The organism is Neiella litorisoli (assembly GCF_014773395.1).
GTDB classification, from domain to species: domain Bacteria; phylum Pseudomonadota; class Gammaproteobacteria; order Enterobacterales; family Neiellaceae; genus Neiella; species Neiella litorisoli.
The window spans coordinates 78,453-98,624 of record NZ_JACXAF010000006.1; the positions used below are offsets into that span (position 1 = coordinate 78,453).

The 20,172-nt window shown below is 42.2% G+C and carries 13 protein-coding genes; 1 reads left to right on the forward strand and 12 read right to left on the reverse strand.

What is annotated here, in order from left to right; genetic code table 11:
* Window positions 1–71: 71 nt before the first annotated feature.
* The 12 genes from IC617_RS05970 to IC617_RS06025 all read right to left on the reverse strand — a co-directional run bounded on the left by IC617_RS05970 (window position 72) and on the right by IC617_RS06025 (window position 18,843).
* Window positions 72–1,262 (reverse strand): porin, encoded by a 1,191-nt coding sequence (locus IC617_RS05970; RefSeq protein ID WP_191144075.1) that lies wholly within the window; start codon window positions 1,260–1,262, stop codon window positions 72–74.
* A gap of 586 nt (window positions 1,263–1,848) precedes the next feature.
* On the reverse strand, window positions 1,849–3,333 hold the full coding sequence (locus IC617_RS05975) for a protein kinase domain-containing protein (RefSeq protein WP_191144076.1): 1,485 nt from the start codon (window positions 3,331–3,333) through the stop codon (window positions 1,849–1,851).
* Window positions 3,334–3,342: 9 nt separating this feature from the next.
* Window positions 3,343–3,921, reverse strand: a complete 579-nt coding sequence (locus tag IC617_RS05980) for a hypothetical protein (protein ID WP_224745832.1) — start codon at window positions 3,919–3,921, stop codon at window positions 3,343–3,345.
* The gene (locus IC617_RS05985) at window positions 3,914–5,599 is read right to left on the reverse strand and encodes an ATP-binding protein (protein WP_191144077.1); all 1,686 of its coding nucleotides are present in this window, start codon (window positions 5,597–5,599) and stop codon (window positions 3,914–3,916) included. Before IC617_RS05985 ends, IC617_RS05980 begins: the two co-directional genes overlap by 8 nt.
* A 2-nt stretch (window positions 5,600–5,601) precedes the next feature.
* The gene (locus IC617_RS05990) at window positions 5,602–6,738 is read right to left on the reverse strand and encodes a hypothetical protein (protein WP_191144078.1); all 1,137 of its coding nucleotides are present in this window, start codon (window positions 6,736–6,738) and stop codon (window positions 5,602–5,604) included.
* Window positions 6,735–7,556 carry a hypothetical protein gene (locus IC617_RS05995; RefSeq protein WP_191144079.1) on the reverse strand — a complete coding sequence of 274 codons (822 nt, stop codon included), beginning with the start codon at window positions 7,554–7,556 and terminating at the stop codon, window positions 6,735–6,737. Before IC617_RS05995 ends, IC617_RS05990 begins: the two co-directional genes overlap by 4 nt.
* A gap of 5 nt (window positions 7,557–7,561) precedes the next feature.
* Window positions 7,562–11,863, reverse strand: a complete 4,302-nt coding sequence (locus tag IC617_RS06000; RefSeq protein ID WP_191144080.1) for a hypothetical protein — start codon at window positions 11,861–11,863, stop codon at window positions 7,562–7,564.
* 22 nt (window positions 11,864–11,885) lie between these two features.
* A complete protein-coding gene (locus IC617_RS06005) occupies window positions 11,886–13,151 on the reverse strand; it encodes a hypothetical protein (protein ID WP_191144081.1) in 1,266 nt (421 codons plus the stop codon).
* Window positions 13,152–13,160: 9 nt separating this feature from the next.
* Window positions 13,161–14,708: a restriction endonuclease subunit S gene (locus IC617_RS06010; protein WP_191144082.1), complete on the reverse strand. Its 1,548-nt coding sequence runs from the start codon at window positions 14,706–14,708 to the stop codon at window positions 13,161–13,163.
* Window positions 14,708–16,852: an HsdM family class I SAM-dependent methyltransferase gene (locus IC617_RS06015; protein ID WP_191144083.1), complete on the reverse strand. Its 2,145-nt coding sequence runs from the start codon at window positions 16,850–16,852 to the stop codon at window positions 14,708–14,710. Before IC617_RS06015 ends, IC617_RS06010 begins: the two co-directional genes overlap by 1 nt.
* Before the next feature lie 76 nt (window positions 16,853–16,928).
* A complete protein-coding gene (locus IC617_RS06020) occupies window positions 16,929–17,327 on the reverse strand; it encodes a hypothetical protein (RefSeq protein WP_191144084.1) in 399 nt (132 codons plus the stop codon).
* The gene (locus IC617_RS06025; RefSeq protein ID WP_191144085.1) at window positions 17,320–18,843 is read right to left on the reverse strand and encodes a restriction endonuclease subunit S domain-containing protein; all 1,524 of its coding nucleotides are present in this window, start codon (window positions 18,841–18,843) and stop codon (window positions 17,320–17,322) included. The genes IC617_RS06020 and IC617_RS06025 overlap by 8 nt, the downstream gene beginning before the upstream one ends.
* A 222-nt stretch (window positions 18,844–19,065) precedes the next feature.
* Here IC617_RS06025 and IC617_RS06030 point away from each other — a divergent pair, with 222 nt between their 5' ends.
* The gene (locus IC617_RS06030) at window positions 19,066–20,172 is read left to right on the forward strand and encodes a ComEC/Rec2 family competence protein (protein ID WP_191144086.1); all 1,107 of its coding nucleotides are present in this window, start codon (window positions 19,066–19,068) and stop codon (window positions 20,170–20,172) included.

The window sequence follows — 20,172 nt, forward strand, 5'->3', positions numbered from 1 at the left end:
AGCTCATGGGATGAGCTGGCAAGCATCTAATTCATTGGCGGCACCTTTTACGGCTGCCTGATTACCAAGGATTACAGTGACAAACGTACGCCAACACCATAAACATCTTCACCACTGGTGCCGTTGTAATCGCTGTCGTCAATTCGGATTTCTGAGAACAGCATAAAGTGCTTGGTCCAGCGGAAGGCGACGCCACCGACGTAATAGAGCATTTCCGTGGTGTCTGTTAGCTCGGTACCATTGCGCTCGTTGTAGCTGTCAATGACGTCTGAGTAGTTGTCATCATCATCGCTCAGGTAATTGTGACCGCCATACACCACCCACTGTTTGTTGAAGCCATAACTAATCAGGGACTCATGACCTTCGGCGTCATACATAATGCCCTGATCATCAAACTCATGACTGTCGGTGGAGGCATAAACAAATGAGGCGTATAGCCCTTCTGCTAGCGGTCCGTTACCGTACTTAACACCGAATGCCAGTGCTTTATCGTCCACTTTCAGGCGAATATTCTCCGACTCCTGCTCGCCCTTAAACTCCAGATCGGCTTCGTTGTAGGTGACACCAATGGTCAGTGGGGCATTCAGCTCAAAGACATATTGCAAGCTAGCACCGTACGATGAGTCAAAATCGCCATCGCGGCCGACAAAGCCATCATCACTGACGAAATCTTCAAAGGTGATATCGCCTGGATCAACCTGCAGCTGCAAACCCAATTTGAATCCGCCCCACTGCTTTCGGTAGGTGACTGCATTTTCTGCTCGACCGGTTCCTGACAAACCACCATCGCCGGAGAAGTTATAAGTCCCCGAGCCTTCACCACCAAACATTAAATATTCGTCGGTATAGGCGGTGACATCGTAATAGGCTGACCACTGTTTACCGACTTTAATGGCACCATACTTATCGTGGGTTAGGCCAATATTGCCCTGTCTTAAACTGATGGTGTCGTCTTTGTCGCCAGAAGAAAGTGACGGTAAGCCATCACCATTGATTACTAGGCTGTTGCCGGAATTAGTCGTTTTAATCGCCCATTCGAGATAGGCGCTTGCCTGCCATTCATTGTCGATTTGGTGATCGAATTGAAAGCCCAAGCGAGATGAGCCGTCTTTCGCAGTGAAATCGCTATCGGTGTAGAGGCCATCAATTTCAAAGTAGCCTTTAATGTGAGCGGTTAAGTGGTCGTTTTCGAATAATTGATAAGCGTGAGAAGATGTGGCGCAGCATCCCAAAGCTATCCACAAGGCGTGTTTTTTCCACATTTGGAGGAATCCTTCTTCGATTAGTTGTTATCTGAACGCTCAATCGCATTAGCAGTGCGTGGACGCTCTGAACCTAAGCGTAGTCGAATTGGCCTGCCTAACAAACTGTAATTGAGTGTCTAGAGAAGACTGATCGATTCAACGCCACATTTGACCTATCGATGAACAACTTTGAACTGTCACACCAGGTGCATACTCTTCAACCTCATTGAGGTGATCAAACGAATATAATTCCATTTGAATCGGCCCCCCATTATCGTTCGATACAAAATTACTACTTTGCATATTAATCCCCTTTTAATTCGAATAACTCGCCTTCCTGACGCTCGATAACAAAGCTAAGAACGAATTCTTAAGCTTAGGGCTATATTATAATTGATTATTTACAAAAATTTAGGCTAATAAATATTTTATCCCAATAAAATAATGCATTTATAGTGCAATATTATATGGTACGTTTAATTCTATATTGAAAAACAGTTAGATAGGTTAACGAAAAAAGATCGAAATTTTTTTGAAAAAAATCATATTTGAAGAAAAAGCAGGGGAGTTCTGATAAACCGAACGTCTGTCAGACTAAATATATTTACCAAACACCTAACATTTCATATTGTTGACGCTTACGGGCTAACTTTTCATCTCCACGACTTACTTTCATCGCTACTCTCAAATAACCCGCTGCGGCTTCATAATTCCTTTCTTGTTCACAGACCAAAACAAGTCTGTTTAAGATCATCGCGTTCATAGGGTTTTGCTTATTAAGGTTTTCTAGCTTAGCTCTGGCTTGGGGGTATTTTGCCTCCATTGCCTCGACTGACGCTTCACAAAGATCTAGCTCGAAAGACTCATCACGTAATTCCCTGGATTTGTGTATTAAAGATACAGCATCCCCAAGTCTTCTTATTTTCATAAAAACTTTAATCGAAATAATGCGAATATGTGCTCCAACTACGCCTTCTTGTAGAAGTAGTTTATCTTCAAGCACCGAGATAACTTTTTCAAAATCGAACCACCGTTCTGCACGGTATAAAGCATTTAATTGCTGAAGCAATGCCGTTGAATCTTGTGTTTTTCTGTATTCAGACTCAGCAATTGCTGCAGCCCTTTGATAGTTAGCATTCTCTAATGCATCGACAACATCAGATGACCAATCTCTTTGCTTCGAACTTGCAGAAACTAAGTGTTCAACTGAAGGCTTTTGAATTTGAACTTTTGAAGCGACTGTAAATTGAGATATCAAGTCGTCTATAGAGGAGTAGCGGTCTTTTGGTGACTTCTGTAGACACGTTAATATAACCTCTTCTAATTCTTTACAAATAGCCGAGTTAATTTCCGTTGGCTTTATAAACGGATCAAATCGTAATACTTGTGCTTGCGTATCGTGTGGCAGGATTCCAGTCACTAACTGATAAAGCAAAACACCAAGACTATAAATATCACCAGCTAGTAATTCTTCAAAGGTCCCTTTACGAGACACACAATCACAAAACTCTGGCGCCGAATAAAGCACCGTGCCACCATTTTCTCTGGTTCGAACATATATCTCTTCGGGGAGAGCTGAGCTGCCAAAATCAGTCAATTTAACGTGGTCATCCTGACCTATGAGGATATTATGGGGCTTAATATCTCCATGTGAAATTGGCTTTTCTAGCTCTGTTAAGAACTTAACCGCTTCTAACACCTGTCTATATATTTTGAATAGTCGCTTATAGGTATTTCCGAATTGGGCGCTACGGTTTTCCAACTTTTGCGCCAGACTCTCACTTGGGAAATATTCCATCTCAATCGCGTACCACTCATTTTCCGGCGGCACTCGTCCCATTTCATAAAACTGAATAACATTGGGGTGTGGATCAATGCCTATTAACTCTTTTCCCTCAGCAAGCGTTCGGTCACCACCAAATGGCGCAATATTTTTAGGTATTTTTACTGCAACTATTTGATTATCTGACAGCCTCTCGCTGCGCCAAACCCATCCATGAGTACCATCTCCTAAACAGTCAAGCAGAAGATATTTATCTCCAAGCCGCTTACCTGTCCCGGGTAAAAAATGAGCACTCTTAATATTCATTTTAACTACCTAACTTTCTACTAAATTAAACGACTGATGCTTCAAATAGAGCAAATCGTCGTGAGCTTTATCTAAAACCAAACGATGTAGTAACAACTGACAGCCAATAGATGGTGGAATAAACAGCCCTTTTGAGTTGTTAACACCTTTGCAAAATAAGTTTTTTAACTCATCTAAGTCAGGCGCTGATACCAGTCCTGGACTCCAAGCTGATAAAACGATTAACTTGGGTTGGTACTCCCAGCGCATTGCGGCTTCCATTAAATTGCAAAGCTTTTCACGTAACTTCCCAGCTGTTTTTGCAGAACCATCATATCTCTCGAATTCAACTAGCACTTTTGGTGAGCACGTACTTTTTTCAAACCAAACTGAATCTGAGCGAATATCGTTTCCACTTGCTACTGGCGCTGGTCCTTCAACCAAAGCCATATAGCCAAGCTCATGACCTAACGTGTTCCAAAGGCTGCACCCTAAGCTGTGCACCATTACATCGGTATCTTGTAACCCGTGCTGAGAGAAGATAGGAAACGCATCACTTAAAAAGGTTGAACTCAATCTCTCTTCTATCTCAGAAACTAACTTACTCACTAAAGCTATCCCAAACCTTCAATACTTCAGGTGACTCACCACCATGTATTAATGCCTTATTACCGACCTTTACAAGTAAAGGGGCTGGAATTGACCGACCACAAACTAGGGCTTCACCAGTCGATAAACTTGGCAATTCGTCAAGGTCAGCCTTACTCACCATATCCGATGCTTTAGCAATAAACCTCTGATCGTCTGGGTTCTTCAGACGCATCGTTATCAAGGTATTACACTGTGAGGTAACGTCTGAATCTAACTTCGAAGGTCGTTGACTAACGATGCCAAATCCAACACCAAATTTCCGGCCTTCACCGGCAATTTTCTTAATAATTCTGTGGCTGACAGCATTACCACCAGCAGGTGCGAAATTATGCCCCTCTTCATAAACTAAGAAGCAAGGACGCAACGGGTCGGTTTTACTCGATGCAGCTCTTAAAATCTCACTACTCAATAATCCGCACACAACTTGTTTCGCTGTATCGCTAAGCCCTTGTAGGTCAACAACCACTAGCCGGCCTTTTCTATTTGTTGGCCTGCCAACCATTTGATAAATATCGGTAGGTTCTTTCATCGTTGCAGAATAAAAGCTTTGTGCTTCGTTAAGAATTCTGCTCAGTTTCATTGAAGCAACCGCCGCGCTTCGACCATTTAGCGCCTTAGCTTCCGCTTCAGAAAGGTCGTCCCACTCTCTAATTTCTTCAATGCCATCACCTAAGAAATATCGTAAACGATTGATGTCCCGAGGTTCTGACTTATCAACGTTTCGCCAATATCGAATAGCTACATCTAACACGCGCTGCTGTGGCTCGGTGAGCCCCGGCAAGATCTCTGAAATATCATCCATTTCAAAACGGTCAAACTGAAGTGCAAGTGGGTTATTCTTGCTTGCATACTTGTGCTTAAAGGCCTCGTGTTGAGGCGTATAAACCTGAATTCCAGCACCAGCTCCTTGCAACCTTTCTAGCATGTTTTTAATTTCTGGTAGCGTTTTTCTATCTCTTGGATCTTCAGCCTCTTCTAATCCATCACTAAAGTGCAATTTACCCTTTGATAATGCTCTGCCGTATTCTCCATGCGGGTCGAATACAACGACAGTACCGTTATTTAAAGCTACCAAACGTTCAATGATACGCCCTACAGTGTAAGACTTACCTGAACCTGTCATCGCTAGAATTGCCATGTGCTCAGTCACGAGCTTATTAACGTCTAAAAATACAGGAACCGTGTTTTCACCGCGCTCATAGCCAATAAGATTTCCTAAATGAAGACTTGTATGCTCATTAAATTCGTAGAAATCAGCTAGAAATTGAAAGTCCACAGTCTCCACTTTGGCTCCTGGGTCTAACGGGCGACGTGGTATCTTTATCTGGCGAGAAACGGGCTCTCTGTAGCCTACTAGCTCTAGATTTGCGTATAGGCGCTCACCTGTTACATTGGCGCCAGGTAAAAGCTCAAGCTCAGTTACACTGTCTCCAAAACCGGAATTGAAAAGCATATTTGAACGATGAATTTTCATTACACGGCCAAGTACTGCTACAGCAGGTTCATCTTGCCTTTCTCTATGCATAATACGAACAAACTCCCCGCGACGAACCGAGAACGAATCTTCTATCACCATGGTTAACTTGCTTGAATCACCGGTATTCCCGACTAATTTTCCTAGTACTTTATGTTTCATCTTTATTCGTCCTCAAATAAGCCAGATAACCAGGTATCTTCAACTTCATTTTCTTTTATTGCTGAACTCAAGCCTTGACGGTAATACAAGGTAAATTGCTCGAGCATTTTTAATTGCTGTTGTCCAAGTAATTGTGGCAATGGGCTGCTTTTCTTTTGGTTCTGCATATCTAGCACCATCAGCTTCCATGCAACCTCATTCAGCTCTTTAGCAGTCCAGTCAGCTTCTTCACCAGCCAATTGAGCCATTTGTATTTGACTACTTCGACCGCCTTTAAAGTGAAAACCAACAACGCCACTTTCAACAGCCTCTTGCGGCTCCATGCGTGAACGGTTCTCAGTCATTCTAAATGCCATAGTTCGAGTAAATGCACTCAATATACCTTTGATAAAACGATGATCACCTACACCACTAAGACGGTCTTCCAAGTCGATTAATTTGTCAGCTTGAGATTGCTCAAAGCCATCAGAAAGTAAAAGGTGCTTCCTGCCTTCTTCAGTTCTTAAATCTTGTCTCGCTATACTGACGATTGCGCTAAATCTCTGAGATAAAATACTGGCTATGATCGGCCCTTCTGGGTTCCAAGGAAAAAGCTCAGAACGAAAGGCTTGCCAAAAGTCACTAATCGCCTGAGATGTTTTTTCATATTCTTGCCAGTGTTTTACATTCCGCTTCAATGGGATCATTTCTCTGGCAATAAAAAGTGGCGTATCGAGTAAAATGAGTTGAGGCGTATTCCCCCTTTTCAAAACCTTTTCAACCAACTTGTATGCTTGTCGCATTTCAACTAGGTCGAGCCTTTTCCTTTGCGCTTCAAAGTCGATATCATCAAGTTCAGAAACAGAGTCACTGCCCTGAGTACTGATTTTATTTTCTTCAATCAGCATATCTGTGCGTACAGCACCAGATGCGTATATAAATCCACCCAGAGCTTTCTTAATACAAGAGTGCGTAGCAATTCCCGCAACAGAAAGGTTTATTGCAGCTGGTCGTTCGACAGCTTTGACTAACCCTGCATCTCTAAATAAGGGCGCAACTGACTCTATATCTCTAATTTGCTTTAATAAGCGACCAGCACTCCCGGGCATTCTGATTTGGCTTTCTACAGCCAAGGACTGAGCTAAACTTGTTTCTCTCATCGTGCTTCTTCCTGTTTAAGACTCTCCGCATAAGGCCAGTATGGTGAATTCATTAGCTCTACTTTTCCTTGTTCAGAAATACCTGCAGCATCTAGGCAGTGACACTCTAATAGCTTTTTCATGCTTACTTTGGCCTGTTCCTCACCCAGTGAGATCAGTGAGCTTTTTGCAGAAAGTCTTGCTTGAAGTTGCTCGAGTGAACTGATGCCCCAAGCGTAAAAACAAACTAAAACGGTAAAGTCCTCCGGCATTAGCTCTTGACTCTCAGATGAAGAAGCGCTTTCTCCAGCTTGACCAGCATATGCATAAATCCCTGTTAACCAATCTTTGGTTTCTCCTGCTAACTCAAGTAAAGAGATAGACCATAGAGGTAAGCAGGTAACTGCAACAACACCAGTCCCAGAGTGTTTCTTAAAAATTCGAGTGTTAATGGTAAAATCACGCCATTGATGGCCATAAGCCCGATCAAAATCTCCGTTTTGGCCTTCAATTATCAAAGACGTTTCACCCGCTAAAGTATTGGGTACAAGGCCGTCGTCAGAGTCTGCTACGCCATCATTAAGTGCTATTTGCCAATCCAGTTCTTGAATAACGTCTCCCATATCGAAAGGGGGAAGCAACAACAATGCACAGCCCGGATTTTCTGCCCACTTGAGATATTCATTTTGCTTACTTTGTTCTGACTGTTGGAAAGATTTACCATGCATCAAAAGCAAACCTTCTTGCGGCAAGTCGTCAGCAACCTCTGCCCCTAATTGCCCAGTCAAAAAGCGGCCGTGCCGGTGGCTTGATAGAGATGACGTAATGAACAGTTTCATAGCCACTACAATTCACCTCCAAAAGCAATTTGTACTTTCAAAATGCCTTTTTCCACTAAAGCTTGCTGTTCATGTGCACTTATCACTGGCTGGCGTTTAGCTATTAATGTGCTCGCAATTTCTTTCCATCGCTCTACACTAATTCCAGTATCACCAAGTAGCTCTTCCACTCTCTTTTGCCAGGTAATATTTCGAATATCCAACTCAACCACATAATCGTGAAGTGACAGAGAATCAAACTCACTTATTGAAAGTGGCTCTATAATTGACTCACCTTTGGCTTTTAATAAGGGATTTAAGAATGGCCTCAATTCCGCATTAAAATCTTCTAGTTTCTCTTTACGATATCGAGCAATCACATTTTCTTGTTGTAATAACTTGCCACCTATGGTGTTGAGCTGTGCTTTTATTGGCTTAAGCAACCGATCTGGAATATCTTGAATGGCTGAGAACTGGCCTTTATGAGTGTGCTGAATAAACTGATTTCTAAGCTCGTCAACCTTCTCATCCAACTCTTCAAAGCTATCAGCAACAAACGAGAGTTGATTTTGCAGTGACAAAATCTCCGTCGATTGTGATTTATTCGGGTAGTCGGCAGGGCAATCTTCACCAAGTTGAACGAGCGCAGCTTTAATGCGTAACTCGAGGTCGTTTGAATTCTCTACCACTGCACTGTATTGACTTAAAAATTGACGATATGTACGGATAATAAACCCGTTAATATCTTCTATTCCTTTTTCGGTTCCACTGTGAAGGTCATAGCCCACTTCTACGGCTAGGCGTTCCATCCGTTCTCTTGCTTTTTCTAATTGCAGATCACGCAAATAGAACAAAAGAGTATCCGAATCAGCCGACGCTTCTTTCTTCTGAGTTTGCGTTGCGGTACCGCCTTCTAACGCACCTTTAAGAATGTTAGCTATAGTCTGTAACGATAGAGTGAATAAGCGTCTAGGGAATGGTGCATTCGCCTTGGGGTTAGCTTCGATATCCAATAACAGATTATCTACACGTTTTCTTATCTCACCGGCCCAACTCTGCATCTTATCTGCAAATAGACGGGCTCTCTCAATACGTTCATAAAGTGAGACAGACTCGTCGTTGAGGACGATACTTCGGGTACTATCTAATTTTATTTCTCGTCCATCATGTGGTTTAACGCTATCGACCTCTGACAAAATCACATTACGCATACACAAAATATCAGGTAGATTTGCGACGACCTCAGCGAGAGAATATGGGAGCTGGGTTTCTTTCACTTCTAATTTGGTAAAAGTATCTCGAGCGCGTTTTAGTGCGTCGGTTGCTTTAGTTGTTTCGGTTCCTTTTTCTCCACCAACAGCAAAGAAGGTACCTATTCGTTTTTCTCCATATACCGAACATAATTGCCCGACAACAGCTTTGTATGAGTCCTCATCGTCACCAGTCAGCCAGATTTCTGCTTCTGTGACTGCGTTGCCAAATTCTGCTCTCGATTTAGTTATCCAACGCACTTTACTCTGTGTTGGGTCTTCTACTTTAAAGAGCTGCAATTGTTGAAGCCACCACATCCAATCATCAAAGATATTGCGATCATTTAATCCATTACTCGCACCTGCCCATAAATACCCCCAATACCAATGTTGACGGGCTTTTTCTATTGACCACCATGAATCAGATTCAGGCTTATTAATATTTGCAATTTTTGCTAGAAAGTTAGGGATCTGCGCTTCTGCATTTGAAGGTTGCTCAATGTCAATAAATAGAGCCGAATGCTCATTTACACCATAACCTTGCGCAAGCACCTTACTACTTACCGATAAGCGACCAAACAGAGCGGCCACATCCGCAGCATCTAAACCATGACTTGGAGTAATGCCGTGTAACCCTCCCAATTTAGGTTCTTTAATTGCGAGTAACTGCCATGCTTTAAATAATAACTGCCTGTCATCTTGGTTGATTTTACCCGATGGACGAATGGGCCAAGCTATCAGGCCCCGCTCATTCAAGCGGTGTCGCCATTGATGAATTCGCTGATAAGCAAAATCACGAATACTGTTCAATCGTGTTTTAAATTTAGTAGTAAAGGCTTCTTCTTTTAAGTTAAAACCTCCACAATAGGCCTGCTGTAAACCAATACGTTCAATAACATCAATCTCACTAGTATTGAGGTGATAAAGCAAAATGTTATCTTTAAGCGCTTCATTATCCTTATCTACTAATGTGCTGTACTGATCTGTTACTGCAACCGAGCCAGTAAACGCCATCACCGGCACTCGTCCTTCAGTCGCAGCCATAGAGGTTACTAATTCGTTTAGGCGTTTTAATTCGTCATAGTTGTTCACCCAGGCAAACCAAGCTTGTCCTTTTGGATGCAGCTTTAAGCCTTCACAAAATTGCAGGCCACCAGCTTTACCCATTGCGCGAACGGGCACTTGTATCGCTAAATTCTGCTTATTAGGGTACGCCGCTTCGTTGTATGTCCATTGTTTATCTAGCAGTCTATACAGGCCAATCAGTCGGGTTTGCGCACGAATAAGTGGATTTTTACCCCATGCCGCTTCTGCTTTTTTCATCGCAGCATCGTGCTTATCTGCGAACGTTGCATCACGGAAAATCATCGAGTTGTGTTGTTGGCTGCGGTAGCGCAAATCAAGCCTTAACATCATGGCGACACTGGGCCCTAAATGCGTGGCATCACCTTCAGAAAGTTGCAGCTCTTCACCAAAGAATCGTGACCATAATGCATCTGCTGCAAACTCAGCTGCTGGGTGGTTGTAGAGCAAACTCACTAAGTGTTTAAACTCACTACGCACTAGAGGTACCAACAAACCATCTGCCGTTAAGTTTTGCTCAGCCACAGCAAAGGTTTTTAAGTTCTGTAAAAGCGTTTTTAGATTTAGCCCTTGGTCAACACTTGGATAAAACCATTCGTCTTTATCACGCTGGAACTTAGCGGCACTTAATGCTTGGCGACAATCCAATTCAGCCCACTCAACTAAGCGATATAAGCTTACGACAGGTTCATCATATTCATTTTTCAGGAGTTTAAGCGCGCTTGCCTGTTCACCCGCTTGCGCTAGTCGTACAGGTAACTGCGAAAACAGTAAATAACGAGCATTATTACGAAGTGAATTGTCTTTAGTTTGAATGCCCTCTATCGCATTCACATCTAAAACGTGTTGAGCGACACGGCCTGAGGCATCAACCACCGCGTCAAATAATTCACCTACCGGCGGAATTGGCTTCCTTGCTTGAGCAAAACTCTCCAACACAGAATCAACATTAGCCATTACCACGTTAAACCAACCAAAGTTAGCACCACTCATTGCATAAGCGGCCTCAACCAAGCCGTGTGGATAGTCAAATCTCAGTTTACTATCAGCCTTAAGCTGAGCTACGTAATCAGACACATCAGCAAAAGCATTATGTTCCAGTTCAACCAACTCAAAACGTCTTGCTGTTGACTGAATTTCTCTTAACTGCTGGCCAAGCAAAGGAGAGCATAAAGCAACATAGCGCAGCCAAGGTAGCTTACGTCGTGGATCTTCTTCTTTTATCGCTTTACCAATTAAGCGTATCGCTTGGCCATCGAGTTGACTGGCTTCGTCACGCTCTAAACCAAAAGTTGCAGCTTCAGCGACTGTTTCTAATTCATCGAGTACCACCAGCACATATTTAATTCCGAACTGGTTAAGATAGGTATATGCCGCCTGAACTAAATTCGTGACCAAGGTATCTTCGTAATAAAGTGCCTCATCGCTGTGCTCTTTTTCTAACTCCAATGCTTGTGCTAACTGCTCGTTATCAAAGCCCATTGGCTCTAATCGGCGTAAAGACTGTTTGGCGATTTCACTTTGAATGGAATGATCAAACTCTTTGGTGGCAAGCGGTAATAACGCTTTATATAAACCATAACCAAACCAATTGTCTGAGTTTTGATATTCTGATGCTACTTGCGAATAACGAATATATAAGCTCAGATATTCATCGCGTTTCACTTCATCATCAAACAAAGTGGCACTTTCTAGCTCTCCCTGTTTGTTACGCACATACCAACCTTTTGAACAATCGTTAATTTGTGCAACAAGCTCGTGACCTAAACGAGATTTACCTTTACCCCATTCACCTTCAACGGCGAATACATGGGCAAAATTATCTTCATCGTGATCAACCGTTTTAATAAAGGTTTTATAACGATTAAAAAAGCTGCTTTGCCCCACCAAAGGATCTCGCGGTGGGTAATCTGATACACCGGTTGCGGCCCAGCGATGTTCTTTGAGTGCTCGCGCTGCATATTCTGCGATAGGGCTTTCTGCTACTTCGTTCATTATCCTTTCTCCAAACGTCTATCTATGCCGCGCTGGCATTTAATTCTTGTGTATTGATTAGCTTTGCCTGCATTTGGCTATCACTGCGCCATTGAATGGCTTGGCTTCGAATTGCCTGGCGCAAGTTTTTGGCATAGCGTGAAAAGCTCGGCTGACCTACACGCCCATAACAAACATCAGAAAAGTCAGGATCTATCTGATAAAAACCTTGCTCGCCTGACAGGCCATCAAAAAAGCGCCATACCTTGTATTGAATTAGTTGGCTTATCACTTGCGACAACTCAGCATTTAATTCAGCCTCAGTCATACCATTTGGGAAAATAGCCATATTCAAACTACTGAGAATTTTCAAAACAAATGCCCCAAAGCTGCCGCAATAGAGTTCGTCACCATCATTATTCGCGACTAACACTTGAATGGCTGTTGGCTGCATTTCAGACTGTCCAGCCGGTAGCTCTAACAATAACGCTCCTGATGCTTCCATCTGCCAGACGTATTGCTCATAAACAATCAGGGTTAAAAGGTATGCCCAAGGATTAGCTACTACCCACTTCATTACCGCCAATTGCAGCTCTTTTTGTGGCAGTTGCTGCAAATTGCGTGGCAATGGCTGGTTAGCCATGCCATTTAGCACGTACTGAAATTCGCTGGCTTTTTGGTTAGTGCGTTGAATAAGACGGCCATGGCACCAATTAATATCGGGTCTTTGCCCAGTTTGTTCGATGGTATCAATACAAGGAAGTTCTTGTTGTTGCCAGCCCGATAGTTGGCTAGCAACAGCTAGTACTCGTGCAAGGGTTGGTGTAACTTGATTTTGCTCAGCAGAGGCACCAAGCAAATTGCGCTCTAACTCAGCAAACGCAGTGGCTTTTAAGCTAGCATTTCCTTTATGACTAAATACCCATTCAGCGGCAGCATCGAGTTGGGTTACAAGATTAACTAACAACTGAGGATCTGATAACTGACTCGCTTCATTACATCGCCCCGCGATTAACTGACACCAAGCTTGTTGCAATGCTTGGCTTGCTAGCACCTCTTTGCTTCCTGTAACAAGTAATGCAGCAATTAACTCATCATCGCTTTGTAAACTAGTTCTCGCTTGCATTAAGCGCTGACTAGCAACCCAATGATTGGATTCACTATTGTCGCAACTTGCAGGATGCGCTAAGCCTTTTAGCAAACTCACTAAAACGTGGTTATTACTCAGGCATGAGCCTTTCTCCAATAACTGGGTCAGTGGCTTAATTAAACCGAGTAAAGTAGTTAAGTTATTTTCCTCAGTTGCCATCACTCCTCCTTAAGCCTCGGCTTCCAAATAATCTTTACTTTGCTCTAGAAGATCGTAAAGCTTGTCGAGATCTTCAAATAATGGTTCAGCATCATTATTGAACCCTGTCTCAGTGAGTTGGGCTAATAGTTCTTTATCTAAAGAATAGTCACCAGATTCAAGTGCACTCTGAACGATAACGAGCTTCTCTTCATCTATAGTTCCTTGAATTAATGCCTCTACAAGAAGTTTTGCTGACAGTGTTAGTAAACGGGCATATTCTTTAGCATACCCAGCATTAATATATTGACTGTCGACTTCTTCAGAAATTTCGGCTAACAAAGCTTCATCGAGAGGCAATGGGATCCTTATACGCGAAACATCCGATGGATGAATACCTGCCGATATACCTCTAACAACAGCTTGCCATTGGGTATACCCTGCTTCAGTCATCAAGTATGAATGAACATATGACGTTGGAATTTTAGTACTACTAACCCTAACCACCAATACTTTTGCAGAAGGCAAAATATACTTATCACTATGGTTAAAAGTGACATCCTTGCCGATATAGTTTTTATCATGAGCAGCATTAGTTAGTACGATGTCTTTTTGTTTTAGACTTTTAACATTTTGATTATTTTCAACCCTGTTCATTGGTTGTTTGAAAAACAAACCAGAGCAGCTTCTTGAGGTGGCTTGAAGAACACCACATTCTTTTTCTGCAAGTGTTTTCCCAATATATATATCAGTGCATATGCTCCCCAGAGTTACAAACGGATTGTCCTTAAAATATTTTTCAATGTGGGGAGGATAAGAAGCTGGAGTTAATACTTCAAACAATTGTTGAGGGTTTAGGTTGTAACTGTTTTTCTTGTGAGCTTCATACGCACTTATCGGCCTATACATTTCTTTGAATTTGAAGTCTAAAGAGGTTATCGAGGCTTGAGCCCAAGCTCTTAATTGCTCTGCATGACGAATTTTGTTACCAATATATTTTTGTACCGATAATATCGGTGTATACAGCGGTAAACTCTTTAAATGCTCATTGGAAAGGTTCAGTTGCCCTGTCGAGCCTGAAATTCCTGACTCCAAAAGTCGTTCACCTTGGTAGCTCTTTAAATAAGCACAAATATAATGCCCGTCAGCTTTACTAGGCCGAATAATAAAGAGGTGGTCATTTGTAAATGCAGGCTCATCATACGAGTACATTGATGCTCGACCGATAGTTCCGGAGCCCGATCTTGTTACTACGACATCACCATATTGCAATTCTTGATTTTTAACTTCTTCATAAGTACTTTCATCGATATAGTCAACGTCATCGATAGAAACTATCATTTCCCTCGTATTTTTGGGCTTGATGCAAGTTAATCCAGCAGTAGCATATTTAGGCGATTTTCCTTGCCGAATAGCTCTATCACAAACATTTTGCATTGGTTCACTTACTAATGTCAGTATATGGTTCTTAACTTCAGTAATTTCGGGCCTATAGGTTTGTGCTGTTAAAAAATCTCCTAAATCCTGAGAAGATATTTTATTAATGTGAAAGCTTTCCCTAAGAGTATCAACAGACATTATTCACCTCTTTTATATGCACCAACGATTTTGTCCAAGTCGTTGGAAACGCCGGCTGAATAATCTTCTACATTATTTTTCACGACATAACCTAATGTTTCAGCGACCGCCATAAATACATCGGTTTGTGGCTCTGGCAAAAACAATTCAGGGTCATCTTCACGAGCCTTACGCTTTTGCAGATATAAGATTGAGGTTTTTGCTCCCGTCCCAGAAAGCTTAAAAGTATCTGTAGGTAGTGAAACAACCGCTTTAACAATGGCTTTACCACCCACAAACTCGCCTGTTTGAGCGTCTTTTTTCCCCATGATGTATTCACGTACATAGCTATCGCCCGAGTTACATAAGATACCGTCAGGTAGCACGATCATTAATCGCCCTCCCGGTTTTAGGAGCTGTAAACAGCGATCTATAAATAGGACAGCAGGATCAATAGAGCCACCTTTAACTTGGTTCCATTCACCTTTTTTATTGGGTTTACTGCCTAATGCCAAGCCAGAAGTAGTTGGGTAAAGCTCATATTTAGCTTTTTTACCAGTAGAGACGTTACGTAAATCAGTGCGGTAGCCTGGCCAGATAGGGTTACCATCATCGTCAGTGTGCAGTTCACCAACATCTTGCCATTCTTTTTTCAGATGGTCGTAATAAGCGTTATAAGAAACGGTTTTTAACTCAGCATCACGGAAACCACCAAGGGTTTGCTCCATCATCGCTTCATACTGGGCTTTGGACTCTTTGCCTCGTTTATCGTTTTTGAACTTAGGCGTACCAAATGGCGGGTTAGTACAAATCAAATTGAAGCTATTTGGTTTAAGTGATGGTGACGTTAGCGAGTTATCGGTATAGAAAATCTGCGCTTTTGGCGCACCTTGTAATGCCATATTCACACGAGCCAGCATTACCATTCGCGGTGCTGCGTCTGCCCCAACAAAGGCTTGGTCACGTAGTAACTGTTTTAAGTCTGCTTTTTCGGTTTCACCCAGCGCAAGCTCGGTATCGACCAATGCATCCATTCGGCTAAGCGCTACTGAACCAAAGCCAAATGAACCACAAGTTGGATCGCAGAAGCGGAATAAACCAGCTGTGATCTCTTCTACCGTTTTTGCATCTTTTAATATGTCTTCAAACACCATTTCCAGCATGGCTTGTTTTACGGGGTTTGGCGTTAAGTAAACGCCCAAGCCACCTTTTGATTCAAAGTTGGCACGTAAGAAAACATCGAATACCCGGCCCAACATATCACCAGCTACGTCGGCTAATGTGCCTTTATCTTCAAATACTTTACCGGGAACAATTTTGCCTTCGTTGTTTTTAACAGGCCCTAAGTCTTGAATAGCCTCTAATAAGGTACGGTAATTTTCCGGTTGCTCTAATCTTAAGTGAGTTTTGTCATCAAAAATTTGTACTTTAGCGCCGCTATCAGTAACGATGATGTAATCTTCATGCTTCTTAAATTCATCAAATGCTGCTTGAATTTGTTCTACCGCTTTTGTGCCATGCTCTTTGACATAATTGTGGTCAAACACCTCGCGGAACTTTAGCTTTTCACCCTTAAAGTCAAAGGTTAAATCAGCGTCGTGGTGAACACGGAAGGTTTCTAGAAACAAAATTTTGGCGACTTCTTCGATGATATCGTTTTTATCAGAAACGCGATCTTTAACCGTTTGATAAACTTGCTCATGAAAAGCATCTAGCTTGTGCATCAAACGAGTTTGAACTTGCTTAGACCAGCGCAGATTCGCGTATTCTTTCAAGCGCTTATATTCGCTAATTAAGTTAACACTTGGGATTTCATCGACAGAGTGGGTACCGTCGGTACCATCTAAGCCGAATAATGCGTAACAACGCGCGTTTTCTGGGTCGGTTAGGCAAGCAAAAACTGGCCAATCACCTTCAACTTCTGTAAGAAGTTCATAGGCGAGTTCATCTAGTTTATCTTCATTAGAGTACTCCCAATGACCTTGCTCTAGGTTAATAGCCAAAATACTCGGCGTTTGGTTACCTTCTACAATGCCCCAAATAAGTCCAGCATCAACAAACTCATGCTCACTATTTAGTGGCTTAAACTCGCTAAAACCTTGCTCTTGATATTGTTTTACCAGGCTTTCTAAACTGCCTTGTGGTTTAGTTGTTGCGTCTGACATTTATAACTCCTGATAAATCTTTAATTCTGTAAAACGTTTAAAATTCATTCTTCTTTGTTTCTAGTAATGACTGCTGTTAATTCTTTTCTTTTACCATTGGCCCCATCATGACCAAGCCTTCGTGTTTATTAATGGCTTCTTTTAGCATGGGTTCTGTTGCCATTAAGCTTGCAGGTAATTTATTTTTTAATTGAGCAATCGGTAGCGGTTTTCCATGCGATTGCACAACCTGGTAAATCTCTTCACTTAGATCTGGTGCTTGCTTACTCGCACTATCTTCAAGGGAAAAATAAGTATTTTGACTATCTTCACTGACTAAAATGCCTTTTTGACAAGCCAACCAGAGCTTTAACTGCGCTTGTTGCCAGCCTAATGATTGCCATACTGAAGGATGAGATAGCCAAATATCGTTTAGTGACTGTTGATCACTACCTAAGCTATCTTTCACTCGTAACAAGGCTTGTACTTCACTCATGTAAACGCCCTCCTTGGTTTTCCAAATCTTCTGTGTTTTCTATATCAGGATGAACGCTACGATAAACTCGATGCATTTCTTTATATAGACTTTTAAGTTCGGCTGTAGCCTTTACTTTGGCTTGTTGAAGCACAACAAGTTGCTGGTGCCATTTGTTAGCTGTGTCTCTCTCAATTTCTGGCATTACTATTTTATTCAGCATACTAGGTTGAATAAAACGTTGTATTGATCCGGTTGCTAACCAAGCTACCTGCTTTTTAATAAGTGGCGTTTCCATCAATAGCGCGTAAGCCCCAGGTGAATGATGAAACTTAACTACTGCAAGTTGCTCACTAATTTGCAGTTGAGCATTTGTTACGTTTAATACCGCAGCAACTTTAGGATCTTGAGCAAAGGTAGATACTAAAACATCGTTATTTTGCAGTAATCTCTTATGAGTACGCCAACCAGCTTCGTTACTTGATTCAGTTGGTAATTCAACCGACTGTTGACCATCTAAGTGACTAATTTTAACCACGGGGTAAGTTTGCGTTTGGTCATACCCACTTGATTTAGGGTTAAGTTCTGCAAGTTCACTCAGCGTTTTAAAGCCTTGTTTCTGTGTTAGCTCACGCGCTAATTGCGCCTGCTCAGCTGCATCGAATAGCAGTTGTTCTGAGATATCCCGAGCTCGAAAGAACTTTGCAGTTACGCCTTGTTTTTGCGCCTTATCTGGCTCATTCAGATATTGATGTTCTTCGTCTAATGCATGAGAGACATAGCTATTAACTGTTTGGCGTAAATTAAATAGCGCTTCCTCAGCTTGCAATATTGCTTGGTAACGCCTGCTGAATTGTTTAGCTAAAGGCAAGAACGCATCAGGACATTCACTAACCGGAGTTTGCTCTAACTGCTTTAAACCCACACGAATTAGAGAGCTTATACCAACTTGCTGGGCCAAAAAGTCTTTATAGATTGGTTGGTTAAGGCAGTATGTGAGCCATATAGCTTGGGCACTATCTAAACCACGGATAATGGCCAAATTGGCATCTATTGGATGAGCACGATGCGACTGCGAAACATAAGCCGCAGATACACTACCTACACGACGGATCAAAATGTCATTAGGTGCAATACAATAAGGCTCTTGCTCTATGGCAGGTTGAGCCATCAACTGAGGTTCCAATGCAATCTGCATTGGTTCAATGTGTCGCATTCGATAAAAAAGCTGATTATCGATAGCAGATCTAAACTGCTCAGCTTTTTCCTTTTCGGCTTTCGTAGCTTTAACTGCTTCAAAATTACCAGTTAGAGGGTTTTGCTCGCTGAGATCTTTTAACTCAACATGCTTCAAGTACCAATCTGACTCGGGGTTATCACTAAACCGCCAACCATCTAGCACTTCACAAGATAGCTCGGCTAATTTTGGCCAATCAGCCCCTAGTTTGGGAAGCACAGCAGCAGGCGAAAAGTGGTACATAGGCCGCCAATCACCTGCTCTTTCTAACTCTGTATATGGAATTAATGCTGCTTTCACGTAGCTATCCTCAATTTAACTTGCTTAAACAATAATCGACAAAACCAAAACAGTCAAATAAGTTTGTCGTTTGCGAGTCTGTACGCGTAAATTAAGCACTTTATTGAAAAGGTCTTGATCTTTTAATGAACGATCCCATAGTATAAAAAACACCGAAAGGAATATATTGTGTTTTGCGAGTATAGATGCCATTAAGCATATTTGTTTAAAGGAGGATGATATATGGCTTATGAGATTGATTTTATTGGCGTTGGAAAGGATTCAAGTAAAAGTGGTGATGCAATTGCCATTAGATACGGCAATCTGACTGGCTCACGAAGTGAGTTCAAAGTAGTTGTAATTGATGGCGGCTTTAAAGCGTCTGGAACTGATCTAGTCGAGCATATCAAACAACACTATGGGACTGAAAAAGTTGATTTAGTTATATCAACCCATCCGGATCAAGACCACATAAACGGTTTAAGCGTTGTGCTAGATGAACTAGAAGTAACCGAGCTTTGGATTCATAAAGCGTGGGATCACAATGAAGGGTTGGCAGATAAATTTCACGATGGTCGAATTACTGACAGTAGTATTGGCGAGAAGCTAAGAGACAACTTGCAGGCAGCTCACGACTTAGTAGAACAAGCTAAAAAACTGGGGATTACAGTAAATGAACCGTTCACCAACCTAACTTTCGACGGTGCTACTGTAAAAGTGTTAGGGCCGACTCAGGATTATTTTGAATCTTTAATCCCTGATTTTGACGGCATGCCGAAAAAGGCTGAAGAAGAAAAAGACATTGTTGATGAGGCTATTGATGGCCTCGCTGCTTTAGCGAAAAGTGCTTGGAAAGCTATTACTGCATTTTGGGGCGATGATGACTTGCCAACCGAAGATAAAACGTCCGCTAAGAATAATAGTAGTGTTATTACGCAGATAATTACTGATGACCGCCGCCTAATGTTTACTGGAGATGCGGGTATAACAGCTTTGGAGCAAGCTGCCGACCAATTAGACGGTTGTATAAATCCAGCGGAACTAAGGTTTATGCAGGTACCACATCATGGTAGCCGAAGGAATATCAGTTCAAATGTGCTCGATAGGATTATTGGTGAACCTGTCAGTAATGGGGAAACAAAGAACATCGTAGCTTATGCGTCAACGGCAAGAGATGGTGAGCCAAAGCACCCTCGTAAAGCAGTTATGAATGCATTCACTCATCGAGGTGTCAAAACTGTAGCTACGAGAGGTAGGGGCATCTGCTCGAGTTACAACGCGCCAGATAGAGAAGGTTGGTCAAGTGTTAAGGCTGAACCATACCACTATGAATACCAGGAGGAGGCTTAA

Bases quoted from the DNA above. Each gene is read 5' to 3' on its own strand.
- IC617_RS05970 (WP_191144075.1), bottom strand. From the start codon at position 1,262: ATGTGGAAAAAACACGCCTTGTGGATAGCTTTGGGATGCTGCGCCACA.
- IC617_RS05975 (WP_191144076.1), bottom strand. From the start codon at position 3,333: ATGAATATTAAGAGTGCTCATTTTTTACCCGGGACAGGTAAGCGGCTT.
- IC617_RS05985 (WP_191144077.1), bottom strand. From the start codon at position 5,599: ATGAAACATAAAGTACTAGGAAAATTAGTCGGGAATACCGGTGATTCA.
- IC617_RS05990 (WP_191144078.1), bottom strand. From the start codon at position 6,738: ATGAGAGAAACAAGTTTAGCTCAGTCCTTGGCTGTAGAAAGCCAAATC.
- IC617_RS05995 (WP_191144079.1), bottom strand. From the start codon at position 7,556: ATGAAACTGTTCATTACGTCATCTCTATCAAGCCACCGGCACGGCCGC.
- IC617_RS06000 (WP_191144080.1), bottom strand. From the start codon at position 11,863: ATGAACGAAGTAGCAGAAAGCCCTATCGCAGAATATGCAGCGCGAGCA.
- IC617_RS06005 (WP_191144081.1), bottom strand. From the start codon at position 13,151: ATGGCAACTGAGGAAAATAACTTAACTACTTTACTCGGTTTAATTAAG.
- IC617_RS06010 (WP_191144082.1), bottom strand. From the start codon at position 14,708: ATGTCTGTTGATACTCTTAGGGAAAGCTTTCACATTAATAAAATATCT.
- IC617_RS06015 (WP_191144083.1), bottom strand. From the start codon at position 16,852: ATGTCAGACGCAACAACTAAACCACAAGGCAGTTTAGAAAGCCTGGTA.
- IC617_RS06020 (WP_191144084.1), bottom strand. From the start codon at position 17,327: ATGAGTGAAGTACAAGCCTTGTTACGAGTGAAAGATAGCTTAGGTAGT.
- IC617_RS06030 (WP_191144086.1), top strand. From the start codon at position 19,066: ATGGCTTATGAGATTGATTTTATTGGCGTTGGAAAGGATTCAAGTAAA.